The organism is Nocardioides ginsengisegetis, assembly GCF_014138045.1.
Taxonomy (GTDB): Bacteria; Actinomycetota; Actinomycetes; order Propionibacteriales; family Nocardioidaceae; genus Nocardioides; species Nocardioides ginsengisegetis.
Map to the genome: position 1 here is coordinate 1,937,654 of NZ_JACGXA010000001.1, position 14,039 is coordinate 1,951,692.

Genomic DNA, 14,039 nt, shown 5'->3' on the forward strand with positions numbered 1-14,039 from the left:
TGGACTGGACCGACGTCGACGACAGGGCCGTGGACACCGCCCGTGTCCTGGCCATGGACGCGGTGCAGAAGGTCGGCAACGGCCACCCGGGCACGGCCATGAGCCTGGCCCCCGCGGCGTACCTCCTCTTCCAGAAGGTCATGCGGCACAACCCTGCCGACCCGCACTGGCCCGGTCGCGACCGCTTCGTGCTGTCGTGCGGCCACAGCTCGATCACGCTCTACACGCAGCTCTTCCTGGGCGGCTGGGGCCTCGAGCTCGACGACCTGAAGGCGCTGCGCACCTGGGGCAGCCTGACCCCCGGCCACCCCGAGCACGGCCACACCGCCGGCGTCGAGACCACGACCGGCCCGCTGGGCCAGGGCGTCGCCAACGCGGTCGGCATGGCGATGGCCGCCCGCCGCGAGCGCGGCCTGCTCGACCCCAACGCCGACGAGGGCGACTCCCCCTTCGACCACCACGTCTACGCGCTGTGCTCCGACGGCGACCTGGAGGAGGGCGTCTCGGGCGAGGCCTCCTCGATCGCCGGCACCCAGCAGCTGGGCAACCTGACGGTGATCTACGACGCCAACCGGATCTCCATCGAGGGCGACACCGACGTGGCCTTCACCGAGGACGTCGCCAAGCGCTACGAGGCCTACGGCTGGCACGTGCAGACCGTCGACTGGACCAACGACGGCACGAAGTACGTCGAGGACGTCCCGGCGCTCCACGCGGCCATCCAGAAGGCCGAGGCGGTCACCGACCAGCCGAGCTTCATCGTGCTGCGCACGATCATCGCGTGGCCCGCCCCCAACGCCCAGAACACCGGCGCCGCGCACGGCTCCGCGCTGGGCGCCGAGGAGGTCGCGGCGACCAAGAAGGTCATGGGCTTCGACCCGGAGCAGACCTTCGAGGTCCCCGACGAGGTCCTCGCCCACACCCGGCTCGCCGTCGAGCGCGGCAAGGCCGCGCAGGCCGAGTGGGACAAGGCGTTCCAGCACTGGACGACCAAGCCCTCCGCCGACGCCGACCTCTACGAGCGGCTGCAGACCCGCACCCTCCCCGAGGGCTGGGCCGACGACCTGCCGACCTTCGAGGCCGACCCCAAGGGTGTCGCCACCCGCAAGGCCTCCGGCGCTGTGATCAACGCCATCGCGGCCCGCGTGCCCGAGCTGTGGGGTGGCTCGGCCGACCTGGCGGAGTCCAACAACACGACGATCAAGGACGCGCCGTCCTTCATCCCCAAGACGCGCTCCACCGACGAGTGGTCCGGTGACCCGCTGGCCGGCCGCGTGCTGCACTTCGGCATCCGCGAGCACGCCATGGGCGCGATCATGAACGGCATCGCCCTCCACGGCGGCACCCGCGTCTTCGGCGGCACCTTCCTGACGTTCTCCGACTACATGCGCGGCGCCGTGCGCCTCGCGGCCCTGATGAAGCTGCCGGTCACCTACGTGTGGACCCACGACTCCATCGGCCTCGGTGAGGACGGTCCGACCCACCAGCCGATCGAGCACCTCGCCGCGCTGCGCGCCATCCCCGGCCTCGACATCGTCCGGCCGGGCGACGCCAACGAGGTCGCGGCCGCGTGGAAGGCCGTGCTCTCGCGCACCGACCGTCCCGCCGGCCTCGCGCTCACGCGCCAGAACGTGCCGGTCTTCCCGCGCGGCACCGAGGGCTTCGCGGACACCTCCAACGTGCACCGCGGCGGCTACGTCCTGCTCGACGCCGAGGGCGGCGAGCCGGACGTGGTCCTGGTCGCGACCGGCTCCGAGGTCCAGCTCGCCGTCGAGGCGCGCACGCTCCTCGCCGAGCAGGGCGTGCAGGCCCGCGTCGTCTCCATGCCGTGCCGCGAGTGGTTCGACGAGCAGGAGCCGGCGTACCGCCAGACCGTGATCCCCCCGACCGTCAAGGCGCGCGTCTCGGTCGAGGCCGGCGTCGCGCAGGGCTGGCGCGAGATCGTGGGCGACCACGGCCGCATCGTCTCGATCGACACCTACGGCGCGTCCGCGGACTTCGCGCGGATCTTCACCGAGTACGGCATCACCGCGGAGGCCGTCGTGGCCGCCGCGCACGACAGCATCCGGGAGGCATCGCATGAGTGACCGTCTGAAGGCCCTCGCCGAGGCGGGGGTGTCCATCTGGCTCGACGACCTGTCGCGCGAGCGGATCGAGAGCGGCAACCTGGCCGACCTGGTCAAGGAGAAGTCGGTGGTCGGCGTGACCACCAACCCCACGATCTTCGCGGGCGCCATCTCCGACGGCGAGCGCTACGACGACCAGGTCCGCGAGCTCGTCGCGCAGGGCACGGCCGTCGACCGCGTGATCTTCGAGCTGACCACCGAGGACGTCCGCAACGCCTGCGACGTGCTGGCCCCGGTCCACGCGCAGGCTCCGGCCGACGGCCGCGTCTCGATCGAGGTCGCGCCCGACCTGGCCCACGACACCGAGGGCACCATCGCCGCGGCCCGTGAGCTGTGGCAGGCCGTCGACCGCGAGAACGTCCTCATCAAGATCCCGGCGACCGAGGCCGGCCTGCCGGCCATCACCGCCGCGATCGCCGAGGGCATCAGCGTCAACGTCACGCTGATCTTCGGCATCGAGCGCTACCGCGCGGTCATGGACGCCTACCTGTCCGGCCTCGAGGCAGCGCGCGACGCCGGCCTCGACCTGTCCCGCATCCACTCGGTCGCGTCGTTCTTCGTCTCGCGCGTCGACACCGAGATCGACAAGCGCCTGGAGGAGATCGGCTCCGAGGAGGCGCTCGGGCTGCGCGGCCAGGCCGCCGTGGCCAACGCCCGCCTCGCGTACGCCGCCTTCGAGGAGGTCCACGCCGACGACCGCTGGACGGTGCTGGCGCAGGCCGGGGCCAACGCGCAGCGTCCGCTGTGGGCCTCGACGGGCGTCAAGAACCCCGACTACTCCGACACGCTCTACGTCACCGACCTGGTCGTGGCCGACACCGTGAACACGATGCCGGAGAAGACCATGGACGCCTTCGCCGACCACGGCGAGGTCAAGGGTGACCAGGTCACCGGCCGCGGCGCCGAGGCGCAGCAGGTCTTCGACCGTCTCACTGCCGTCGGCATCGACTTCGAGGACGTGCTCAAGGTGCTCGAGGACGAAGGGGTCGACAAGTTCCAGAAGTCGTGGGACGAGCTCGTGCAGACCGTCAGCGGACAGATGGAGAAGGCCGGGGCATGACCGAGACAGCTTGGAACACCGTGAGTGGCAGTGACACAGGAGCGGCGTTCGAGCTGTTCTTCGGCTATCCCGACGAGGCGTCGTTCGCGGCGACCGTGCAGGCGCTCGTCGCCGACGGCGTCGCGAGCGGCATCGCCCGCAAGGACAAGACCCTCTGGGGCCCGGCCGCCGAGGACGAGTCCGGCAAGCGGCTGTCCTGGGTCTCCCTCTCCGAGACGTCGCGACCCCTGGTCGCGGAGATCGCGGCCCTGCAGGTCGAGCTCCGCGACGCCGGGCTCAGCCGCGTGGTTCTCTGTGGCATGGGCGGCTCCTCGCTCGCGCCCGAGGTGATCTGCGGCGCCGCCGGCGTCGAGCTGGACGTCCTGGACTCCTCCGACCCCGACTTCGTGCGGACCGCGCTCGAGGACCGCCTCGGCGAGACCGTCGTCGTGGTGTCCTCCAAGTCCGGCGGCACCGTCGAGACCGACAGCCAGCGGCGCGCCTACGAGAAGGCGTTCACCGACGCGGGCATCGACCCCGCCCAGCGGATCGTGGTCGTCACCGACCCCGGCTCGCCCCTGGAGAAGTCGGCCCGCGAGGCCGGCTACCGGGTGTTCCTCGCCGACCCCGAGGTGGGCGGCCGCTACTCCGCCCTGACGGCCTTCGGGCTCGTCCCGAGCGGTCTCGCGGGCGCCGACATCGGGCGGCTGCTCGACGAGGCCGAGGCGATCCGTCCGGCACTGGAGGCCGACTCGGTCGACAACCCCGGGCTGCGGCTCGGTGGCCTGCTCGGCGTGGCCAACCTCGCCGGGGTCGACAAGCTGGTGCTCGCCAACGCGGGAGCGACGTACGCCGGGTTCGGCGACTGGGCCGAGCAGCTGATCGCGGAGTCCACGGGCAAGGACGGCAAGGGCATCCTGCCGGTCGTCGTCGACGCGCTCGACTCCCCCAACTTCGTGCCGAGCACCGGCGACGAGGTGCTGGCCACGTTCGGGCCCGACTTCGTCTTCGGCCCCGACGCCGAGCAGGTGCGCCCGACCTCCGGCTACGGCGTCCACGTCGACGCCCCGCTCGGTGCCCAGATGCTGCTGTGGGAGTACGCCACTGCCGTCGCGGGCCGGGTCATCGGGATCAGCCCGTTCGACCAGCCCGACGTCGAGAGCGCCAAGGCCGCGGCCCGCGAGATGCTCGACGGGGGCGGCGAGACCCCGACCCCGCTCTTCGTCCAGGGTCCGGTCACCGTCTACGCCTCGCCGGGCTGGCTGCCGCCCGAGGCGCGCACCGTCTCCGCCGCCGTCGCCGCGCTGCTCTCCGAGCTCGACCAGGAGCACGGCTACGTCTCGGTCCAGGCCTACCTCGACCGGCACCGCGACGCCGCGCTCACCGGCGTGCGGGACACGCTGGCGGTGCGCACCGGCCGGCCGGTCACGTTCGGCTGGGGTCCGCGCTTCCTGCACTCCACCGGGCAGTACCACAAGGGCGGCCCCGCCACCGGCGTCTACCTCCAGGTGACGGGCGACCCGCAGGCCGACCTCGCCGTCCCCGACCGGCCCTTCACCTTCCACGAGTTCCTCACCGCCCAGGCGGTCGGCGACGGGTCCGTGCTGGCCTCCCACGGCCGCCCCGTGCTCCGCCTGCACGTCAGCGGCCCCGGCGACCTCGACGTCGTACGAGAGGCGCTTTCGTGACCTACACCAACCCCCTACGCGACCCGCAGGACCGCCGCCTGCCGCGCATCGCCGGCCCGTGCGGCATGGTGCTGTTCGGCGTGACCGGTGACCTGTCGCGCAAGAAGGTCATGCCGGCGATCTACGACCTCGCCAACCGGGGCCTGCTGCCGCCCGGCTTCAGCCTCGTGGGCTTCGCGCGCCGCGACTGGGCCAACCAGGACTTCGCGCAGATCGTCCACGACTCGGTGAAGGCGCACGCCCGCACCGAGTTCCGCGAGGAGGTCTGGAAGCAGCTCGCCGAGGGCTTCCGCTTCGTGTCGGGCGACTTCGACGACGACCGCGCCTTCGAGACGCTCCGCCGTACGATCGAGGAGCTCGACGAGGTGCGCGGCACGGGCGGCAACCACGCCTTCTACCTCGCGATCCCGCCGGCGTTCTTCGGGAACGTCGTCGGCCAGCTGCAGGAGCACGGGCTGGCCGATCCGGAGGAGGGATCGTGGCGCCGGGTCGTGGTGGAGAAGCCGTTCGGACACGACCTGGAGTCCGCACGCGAGCTCAACGGCATCCTCGACGGCGTCTTCCCGCCGGGCTCGATCTTCCGGATCGACCACTACCTCGGCAAGGAGACGGTCCAGAACATCCTGGCGATGCGCTTCGCCAACGCGATGTTCGAGCCGCTGTGGAACAACAACTACGTCGACCACGTGCAGATCACCATGGCCGAGGACATCGGCATCGGCGGCCGCGCGGGCTACTACGACGGCATCGGCGCCGCCCGTGACGTCATCCAGAACCACCTCCTCCAGCTGATGTGCCTCGTCGCGATGGAGGAGCCGACCTCGTTCGACGCCGAGAGCCTGCGGATCGAGAAGCAGAAGGTGCTCAAGAGCATCGCGCTGCCGCGCCGCCTCGACCTGGCCACCGCCCGCGGGCAGTACGCCGAGGGCTGGCAGGGCGGCGAGAAGGTCGTCGGCTTCCTCGAGGAGGAGGGGATCCGCAAGACCTCCACGACCGAGACGTTCGCGGCGGTGCGGCTCGACGTCGACACCCGCCGCTGGGCCGGGGTGCCGTTCTACCTGCGCACCGGCAAGAGGCTGGGCCGCCGTGTCACCGAGGTGGCGGTCGTGTTCAAGCAGGCGCCGCACCTGCCGTTCAGCGAGTCCTCCACCGAGGAGCTGACCCACAACGCGCTGGTCATCCGCGTGCAGCCCGACGAGGGCATGACGATCCGCTTCGGCTCCAAGGTGCCCGGCACCGCGATGGAGATCCGCGACGTCAACATGGACTTCGCCTACGGCGGTTCGTTCACCGAGGAGTCACCCGAGGCCTACGAGCGCCTGATCCTGGACGTGCTGCTGGGTGACCCGCCGCTGTTCCCGCGGCACGAGGAGGTCGAGCTCTCGTGGAAGATCCTCGACCCGATCCTCGAGGCGTGGGCGAAGAAGGGGAAGCCGGACGCCTACGAGTCCGGCACCTGGGGACCCGCGTCCGCCGACAAGATGCTGGCGCGTGACGGAAGGGTGTGGCGACGTCCATGATCGAGCTCCTGGACACCAACTCCGCGGGGATCGCGGCCGAGTTCGTCCGCGCCCGCACCAAGGCCGGCAGCCCTGCGATGGGCATGGTGATGACCCTGGTCATCGTCGTCGACGAGGACGTCGCGGAGGACGCGATGGCGGCCGCGCAGGCTGCTTCCCACGAGCACCCCGCGCGGGTGCTGGGCGTGATCCTCGGTGACGGCCGCGGCAGCGGTGTGGTCAACGCCCAGGTCGGCACCGGCTCCGGCTGGACCGGCGAGACCGCCCTGATCCGGCTCAAGGGCGAGGTGGTCAAGCACCCCGAGTCGGTCGTGCTCCCGCTCCTGCTTCCCGACTCCCCCGTCGCCGTCTGGTGGCCCTCGAACCCGCCCGACGACCCGGCCACGGACCCGCTCGGCATGCTGGCGCAGCGGCGGATCACCGATGCGGCCGGGGCCTCGCGCAACAAGGGCAAGGCGATCCACCAGCAGTGCGCGTCGTACGCCAAGGGCAACACGGACCTCGCGTGGACGCGGATCACCCCGTGGCGGGCGCTGCTGGCCGCGGCGCTGGACCAGCACGAGCTCAAGGTGACGTCGGCGTCGGTCACGTCCGAGCGGATCAGTCCCAGCGCCGACCTGCTGGCCGCATGGCTGGCCGACCGGCTCAAGGTGAAGGTGTCGCGGCACGCATCCTCGGGCCCCGGCATCACCGAGGTCGTCCTGGAGACGAAGGACGGGCCGATCTCGATCGCGCGTCCCGACGGCAAGCTGGCGACGTTCAGCTCGCCGGGCCGGCCGGACCGGCCGATCGCGCTCAAGCGTCGCGACCTGCCCGAGCTGCTGGGCGAGGAGCTGCGGCGCCTCGACGAGGACGACATCTACGCCGCGACGGCGCGCAAGCTGCTGGCGATGCGGACGGCGACGTGAGCGCCGCCCTCGTCGAGGTCCACGAGGGTCCCGAGGCGCTGGCGACCGCCGTCGCCGGCGAGCTGCTGTCCCGGATCGAGGACGCGCAGGCGGACGGCCGCGAGCCGCACATCGGGCTCACCGGCGGCACCATCGCCCGGCGCATCCACGCCGAGGTCGCCCGCCTCTCCCCCGACTCCGACGTCGACTGGTCGCGGGTCGTGGTCTGGTGGGGCGACGAACGCTTCGTGGCTCCCGACGACCCGGACCGCAACGCCGGCCAGGCCAGGTCGGACTTCCTCGACGCGGTGCCGGTCGACCCGGGCAAGGTGCACCCGATGCCCTCGACGGCCGACGCTTCCTCGGCGGAGCAGGGAGCCGCCGACTACGGCGACGCCATGCGCGCGGACGGCGCCGGCGAGTTCGAGGTGCTGATGCTGGGCGTCGGCCCCGACGGGCACGTCGCCTCGCTGTTCCCCGGCCACGCCGCCCTGGACGTCGACGACCGGATCGCCGTACGCGTCCACGACTCGCCCAAGCCGCCGCCCGAGCGGATCAGCCTGACCCTCGCCGCCCTCAACCGCTCGCGGTCCGTGTGGTTCCTGGTCAGCGGCGAGGAGAAGGCCGACGCCGTCGCCCGCGCCCTCGCCGAGCCCCCGCCCGACCTCCACGACATCCCCGCCGCCGGCGTCAGCGGCCTCGAGGAGACCATCTGGTTCCTCGACCGCCCCGCCGCCTCGCGCCTCTGACGCGAGAGGGCACTTGGGGGCACTCTCATCGCCCCGAGACGGCAGTTGGAGGCAGCCTCAGCTCGCCGAGACGGCATTACGGTTGCGCGTCGCGGTACGCCGACTCGGGCACCCAGAGCCCGCACCGTTGGCGGGCCCGGTGAAATCCCGCGAGCAGCCGGTCCGGCGCGGTGGCCTGGAGTCCGAACACGTCGGCGCCCGTGAACACGTCGAGGAGCCAGCTGTCCCGCGACTCGAGCCACTCAAGGCGGTGAGCGTCCTTCCCCTCCGCCTCGTCGCCCGAGTGGAACCGCTCGCCGTTGTACTCGGCGGCATACCTCAGCTCGGGGTGCGCGAGATCGAGACGGAAGACGGGAGCGCCCGTTTCGTCGTGGACCCACCACTGGAGCTCGGGCTTCGGTAGCCCCGCGTCGTACCAGTGCAGCCGCAGGACCGATTCGCCCACCGACTCCGACCGGCCGTCGGCCAGGGGCGCCAGCCAGCGGAGCTGAACCACGCCCCGCTCCCCGCGGAAGCGCTCGACCTCGGCCAGCAGCTCGTCGTGGTCGACCCCGATCCGCAGGAACCCGTCGAGCGCCGCCAGCGCGTCGAAGCGCCAGAGGCGGCGCCCCAGGTCCAGGGCGGTGCGCAGCGGCGTGGTGACGCGCACTCCATGCACGACGGTCAGGTCGCGCGGGAGGAACTGTCGGGTGCCGCTCGCGACACCCGGGCGTCGAAGTCTCGAGCAGGTCGAGCTGAAGACGTCGAGCGGAGGGGGCGCATGGACGGCCGAGCGCGGCAGGATGTCCACGCCGAGCAGCCACGCCGCCGTCCGGTCGGTGACGATCGCCGACTCGGGGATGACCAGGCGAAGGGCCGCCGCCCTCAGATCGACACAGTCGCGGACCTGGGTGACGACGTAGGTGCCGCGCAGGATCGGCCTGATCAGGGCTCGATCCATGAGCAGCCTGATGAACCATCTCGAGACGCCCAGCCCCGCCGCCTGGTCGGCCGTGAACGGTCGATCCAGGGGCAGCGGGCAGCGCTCGTCGAGGAGAACCAGGTCAGGCGGGAGCCACGAAGGTGGGGGTCGCATGGCTCGAGGATGCATCTCGACGGCGATCCGTCGCCGAGCTCATCCACAGGCACTGACCCGGACTTCCCCGGATAGCCGTCTCACCCCCGTGAGAGTGCCTGCAAGTGCCCCTTCGGCACGCTGGGAGTGCCCCCAAGTGCCGTGTCGCGTCAGAAGATGATGTCGCCGGACTTGCGGCGTGAGCGCAGGAGGGCGAGGGCCTCGTCGAGGATGTCCTCGGCCTCCTTGTCGGAGCGACGCTCCTTCACGTAGGCGAGGTGCGTCTTGTAGGGCTCGATCTTCGGAGCCGGGGGCGCGTTCTCGGCGTCCCGGCCGGCCGGGAGACCGCACTTGGGGCAGTCCCACGAGTCCGGCACCTGGGCCTCGACCGAGAAGGTCACGACCGAACGGTGCTCGTGCGAGCAGAAGTAGGTGACGGCCTGGCGCGGGGCTGCTTCGCCACGCTCCGCCTCACCCATCGGGCCGGCCCCCACCCGGCTACCGCGAATAGCGTTTCCTCCACCACCAGCCACGGGTGTTCCTTCCTCAGTTCTGGTAGGCCAGGAGCAGGCCGAGAGCGATCACGGTGGCAAACCAGATCACGCCGATCCCGACCGTGAGGCGGTCGAGGTTGCGCTCAGCCACGGACGAGCCCCCGAGGGAGCTCGACACGCCACCGCCGAACATGTCCGAGAGGCCGCCACCGCGACCCTTGTGGAGCAGGACCAGAAGGACCATCAGCACGCTCGCTGCAACGAGGATGATCGTGAAGAAGAGAGTCACGGTGGTAAAGCCTACGTCACGCCTGCAGCGTTACAGGACAGGCATCTCGTGGAAGCGGCAGATCCCCCCGAACTCGTCTGCCTGGAGGCTCGCACCTCCCACGAGACAGCCGTCGACGTCGTCCTGCTCCATGATGCCCGCGACGTTCGCAGCCTTGACCGAACCGCCGTAGAGAACGCGTACGGCGCCCGCCGCGTCCGCACCGTGTGTCTCGCCGATGCGGGCCCGGATCGCCGCGCACACCTCCTGCGCGTCGTCGGGGGTCGCGACCTCACCGGTCCCGATCGCCCAGACGGGCTCGTAGGCCACGACGAGGCCGGCGACCTGCTCGGCGGTGAACCCCGCGAGCGAGCCGTCGACCTGCGCCAGCGTGTAGGGGACGTGCTCGCCGGCCTTGCGGACCTCCAGGCCCTCGCCGACGCACACGATCGGCGTCATCCCGGCCGCCAGCGCCTTGTGGGCCTTGGCGTTGACGACCTGGTCGCTCTCGGCGTGGTACTCGCGACGCTCGGAGTGCCCGACCACGACGTAGGAGCAGCCGAGCTTGGCCAGCATCGAGGCCGAGATCTCGCCGGTGTAGGCGCCGGAGTCCTGCGTGGAGACGTCCTGGGCGGCGTACTTCACCTGCAGGCGGTCACCGTCGACGAGCGTCTGCACCGACCGCAGGTCGGTGAAGGGCGGGCAGACGACGACCTCGACGCGGGCGTAGTCGTGCTTCTTGTCGTTGAGCGTCCAGGCGAGCTTCTGGACCAGCACCACCGCTTCCTGGTGGTTGAGGTTCATCTTCCAGTTGCCCGCCATGAGCGGGGTGCGCTTGGCCATGTGTGTTCAGTCCTCCAGGACCTGGATGCCGGGCAGCTCCTTGCCCTCGAGGTACTCGAGGGAGGCGCCACCACCGGTGGAGATGTGGCCGAAGGCCGACTCGTCGAAGCCGAGCGTGCGGACGGCCGCGGCGGAGTCGCCACCACCGACCACGGAGAGGCCGGGGACCTTGGTCAGCGCCTCGGCGACGGCACGGGTGCCCTCGGCGAAGGCGGCGACCTCGAAGACGCCCATCGGACCGTTCCAGAACACCGTCTCGGCGTCGGCGAGGGCGGCCGCGAACGCCGCGCCCGAGTCCGGGCCGATGTCGAGGCCCAGGGCGTCGGAGGGGATCTCCGTCGCCGGGACCACGCGGGGCTCGGGGGTGCGGTCGCCGGACGGGAAGGCCGTGTCGACCACGATGTCGGTCGGCAGCAGGATCTCGACGCCCGACTCCTCGGCACGCTGCAGGTAGGCCCGGCAGACGTCGAGCTGGTCGTCCTCGAGGAGGCTCTTGCCGACCTCGTGGCCCTGGGCCTTGAGGAACGTGAAGACCATGCCGCCGCCGATGAGCAGCTTGTCGGCCTTGCCGAGCAGGTTGTCGATGACCCCGAGCTTGTCGGAGACCTTCGAGCCGCCGAGGACCACGACGTACGGGCGCGCGGGGTCCACCGTCAACCGACGGAGCACGTCGATCTCGGTGGCGACGAGCGCCCCCATCGCGTGCGGGAGCCGCTGCGCCACGTCGTAGACCGAGGCCTGCTTGCGGTGCACCACGCCGAAGCCGTCAGAGACGAACGCGTCGGCCAGCGACGCAAGCTGGTCGGCGAAGGCGCTGCGCTCCGCGTCGTCCTTGCTGGTCTCGCCCGGGTTGAAGCGGACGTTCTCGAGCACCGCCACCTGGCCGTCGGCGAGGCCGTCGACCGTGCTGCGGGCGCTCTCCCCCACCGTGTCTGTGGCGAACGCGACGTCCGTGCCGAGGAGCTCGCCGAGGCGGGCCGCGACCGGGCGGAGCGAGTAGCGCTCCTCGGGGGCGCCCTTGGGGCGACCGAGGTGCGCGGTCACCACCACCCGCGCCCCGGCCTCGGCCAGGGAGCGGATGGTGGGGACGCTGGCGCGGATCCGGCCGTCGTCGGTGATGGTGGTGCCGTCCAGCGGGACGTTCAGGTCCGAGCGGACCAGGACCCGCTTGCCGGCGACGTCACCGAGGTTGCCGTAGTCAGCCATGCGTCAGAGCGTCTCGCCGATGTAGGCGATCAGGTCCGCGAGGCGGTTGGAGTAGCCCCACTCGTTGTCGTACCAGCCGACGACCTTGACCTGGTTGCCGATGACCTTGGTCAGCGGTGCGTCGAAGATGCAGGACGCCGGGTCGGTCACGATGTCGGAGGAGACGATCGGGTCGGTCGAGTAGCGCAGGAAGCGGCCGTCGGCGGCCTTCTGCACGATCGCGTTGACCTCCTCGACGGTGGTCTCACGGCCGGCCTCGAAGGTGAGGTCGGTGGCCGAGCCGGTCGGGACCGGGACGCGCAAGGCGTAGCCGTCGAGCTTGCCCTTGAGCTCGGGCATGACCAGGCCGATCGCCTTGGCCGCACCGGTCGAGGTCGGCACCACGTTGAGGGCCGCGGCGCGGGCGCGACGCAGGTCCTTGTGGATGTTGTCCTGGAGGTTCTGGTCCGCCGTGTAGGCGTGGATGGTCGTCATCAGGCCCTTGACGATGCCGAGCTCGTCGTGGAGGGCCTTGGCCATCGGCGCCAGGCAGTTGGTGGTGCACGAGGCGTTGGAGATGACGGTGTGCTGCGCCGGGTCGTAGTCGGTGTGGTTGACACCCATGACCACCGTGATGTCCTCGTTGGACGCGGGGGCCGAGATGATGACCTTCTTGGCGCCGGCGTCGACGTGCGCACGCGCCTTGGTGGCGTCGGTGAAGAAGCCGGTGGACTCCACGACGATGTCGACACCGAGCTCACCCCACTTGAGGTCGGCCGGGTTGCGCTCGGCGAACGCCTTGATCTCCTTGCCGCCGACGACGATCGCGTCGTCGGTCGACGTCACGTCGGCGTCGAGACGGCCGAGGATCGTGTCGTACTTGAGCAGGTGCGCCAGGACGGCGTTGTCGGTCAGGTCGTTGACGCCGACGATCTCGATGTCGAGACCGGAGGCCCGAACGGCCCGGAAGAAGTTGCGGCCGATCCGGCCGAAGCCGTTGATGCCTACGCGGACGGTCATGGGTCCATGCCTCCTAGGTGTGGGGCCTTTGGTGACCCCGTGGACGAACACTGGCCTTCGGTGACCAGCGCCATCGACCCTATCGCCCGGTCTCGGTCGCTGACACCGGCGTCCCGGCGTACGTGCAAGTAACCGTGGTCACGCCCTGCCGGCGCCCTGCTCAGGCCTCGTCGGCGAGCATCTCCGGGGTCAGCGACGCCTCGGTGTCGGGGATCCCGAGCTCCTCGGCGCGCTTGTCGGCCATCGCCAGCAGGCGGCGGATGCGGCCGGCGATGGCGTCCTTGGTCAGCACGGGCTCGTGCAGCTGGCCGAGCTCCTCGAGCGAGGCCTGCTTGTGCTCGAGGCGCAGCGAGCCGGCCAGCTTGAGGTGGTCGGGGATCTCCTCGCCGAGGATCTCCAGCGCACGCTCCACGCGGGCGCCCGCGGCGACGGCCGCGCGCGCCGAGCGGCGCAGGTTGGCGTCGTCGAAGTTGGCGAGCCTGTTGGCCGTCGCGCGCACCTCGCGGCGCATCCGGCGCTCCTCCCAGGCCATCAGCGACTCGTGGGCGCCCAGCCGGGTGAGCAGCTGGCCGATGGCGTCGCCGTCGCGGATCACGACGCGGTCCACGCCGCGCACCTCGCGGGCCTTGGCCTGGATGCCGAGGCGGCGGGCGACGCCGACGAGCGCGAGCGCGGCCTCGGGGCCGGGGCAGGTCACCTCGAGGGCCGAGGACCGGCCGGGCTCGGTGAGCGAGCCATGGGCCAGGAAGGCGCCGCGCCACGCGGCGACGGCGTCGCAGCCACCACCGGACACGACCGCCGGCGGCAGGCCGCGCACGGGTCGCCCGCGCTGGTCGAGGAGTCCGGTCTGGCGGGCGAGGGCCTCGCCGTCCTTGACGATCCGGACGATGTAGCGGCTGCCCTTGCGGATGCCGTTGCCCTGGACCATGACCACGTCGGACTGGTGGCCGTAGACCTCGGCGATGTCCTTGCGGACCCTTCGGGCGGCCGCGCCGGTGTCGAGCTCAGCCTCCACCACGATGCGTCCGCTGACGATGTGCAGACCGCCGGCAAAGCGGAGCATCGAGGCGACTTCCGCCTTGCGACAACAGGTCTTCGTGATCTGGGTGGAGGAGAGTTCAGCCTTCACCTGTGCCGTCATCGCCATGCTGCCGATCCTGTCATGC

The 14,039-nt window shown here is 71.3% G+C and carries 13 protein-coding genes; 6 read left to right on the forward strand and 7 right to left on the reverse strand.

All coding sequences use genetic code 11. The annotated features are described in order from the left end of the window. Positions 1 to 53 precede the first annotated feature (53 nt). Genes tkt through pgl form a run of 6 tightly spaced genes read left to right on the forward strand, consistent with a single transcriptional unit; the run spans position 54 to position 8,009 of the window. Positions 54 to 2,087, forward strand: coding sequence for a transketolase (gene tkt, locus FB382_RS09225; protein WP_220481648.1), 2,034 nt, complete (start codon positions 54 to 56; stop codon positions 2,085 to 2,087). Then, entirely contained in the window at positions 2,080 to 3,186 is a 1,107-nt protein-coding gene (gene tal, locus FB382_RS09230) for a transaldolase (RefSeq protein ID WP_182538577.1), read from the forward strand. The genes tkt and tal overlap by 8 nt, the downstream gene beginning before the upstream one ends. Continuing rightward, positions 3,183 to 4,853: a glucose-6-phosphate isomerase gene (locus FB382_RS09235; RefSeq protein ID WP_182538578.1), complete on the forward strand. Its 1,671-nt coding sequence runs from the start codon at positions 3,183 to 3,185 to the stop codon at positions 4,851 to 4,853. The genes tal and FB382_RS09235 overlap by 4 nt, the downstream gene beginning before the upstream one ends. Further along, a complete protein-coding gene (gene zwf / locus FB382_RS09240; protein WP_182538579.1) occupies positions 4,850 to 6,373 on the forward strand; it encodes a glucose-6-phosphate dehydrogenase in 1,524 nt (507 codons plus the stop codon). Before FB382_RS09235 ends, zwf begins: the two co-directional genes overlap by 4 nt. Continuing rightward, positions 6,370 to 7,281, forward strand: coding sequence for a glucose-6-phosphate dehydrogenase assembly protein OpcA (locus tag FB382_RS09245; RefSeq protein WP_182538580.1), 912 nt, complete (start codon positions 6,370 to 6,372; stop codon positions 7,279 to 7,281). The genes zwf and FB382_RS09245 overlap by 4 nt, the downstream gene beginning before the upstream one ends. Then, complete coding sequence (gene pgl / locus FB382_RS09250) at positions 7,278 to 8,009, forward strand: 6-phosphogluconolactonase (protein ID WP_182538582.1); 732 nt, start codon at positions 7,278 to 7,280, stop codon at positions 8,007 to 8,009. Before FB382_RS09245 ends, pgl begins: the two co-directional genes overlap by 4 nt. 76 nt (positions 8,010 to 8,085) lie before the next feature. On the opposite strand, the gene FB382_RS09255 is transcribed toward pgl, so the two are convergent. The 7 genes from FB382_RS09255 to whiA form a co-directional block, all read right to left on the reverse strand. Continuing rightward, complete coding sequence (locus tag FB382_RS09255) at positions 8,086 to 9,084, reverse strand: type IV toxin-antitoxin system AbiEi family antitoxin (RefSeq protein ID WP_182538584.1); 999 nt, start codon at positions 9,082 to 9,084, stop codon at positions 8,086 to 8,088. A 149-nt stretch (positions 9,085 to 9,233) separates the two neighbouring features. Beyond that, positions 9,234 to 9,596, reverse strand: a complete 363-nt coding sequence (locus FB382_RS09260; RefSeq protein ID WP_125036192.1) for an RNA polymerase-binding protein RbpA — start codon at positions 9,594 to 9,596, stop codon at positions 9,234 to 9,236. A gap of 13 nt (positions 9,597 to 9,609) precedes the next feature. Then, positions 9,610 to 9,846, reverse strand: a complete 237-nt coding sequence (secG, locus tag FB382_RS09265; RefSeq protein WP_125036193.1) for a preprotein translocase subunit SecG — start codon at positions 9,844 to 9,846, stop codon at positions 9,610 to 9,612. Positions 9,847 to 9,876: 30 nt separating this feature from the next. Next, positions 9,877 to 10,668 (reverse strand): triose-phosphate isomerase, encoded by a 792-nt coding sequence (tpiA, locus tag FB382_RS09270; RefSeq protein WP_182538585.1) that lies wholly within the window; start codon positions 10,666 to 10,668, stop codon positions 9,877 to 9,879. Between the two features lie 6 nt (positions 10,669 to 10,674). Continuing rightward, positions 10,675 to 11,874, reverse strand: coding sequence for a phosphoglycerate kinase (locus FB382_RS09275; RefSeq protein ID WP_182538587.1), 1,200 nt, complete (start codon positions 11,872 to 11,874; stop codon positions 10,675 to 10,677). Between the two features lie 3 nt (positions 11,875 to 11,877). After that, positions 11,878 to 12,873, reverse strand: coding sequence for a type I glyceraldehyde-3-phosphate dehydrogenase (gene gap, locus FB382_RS09280; RefSeq protein ID WP_182538588.1), 996 nt, complete (start codon positions 12,871 to 12,873; stop codon positions 11,878 to 11,880). Positions 12,874 to 13,033: 160 nt separating this feature from the next. Continuing rightward, a complete protein-coding gene (whiA, locus tag FB382_RS09285) occupies positions 13,034 to 14,020 on the reverse strand; it encodes a DNA-binding protein WhiA (RefSeq protein WP_182538590.1) in 987 nt (328 codons plus the stop codon). Positions 14,021 to 14,039: the final 19 nt, after the last annotated feature.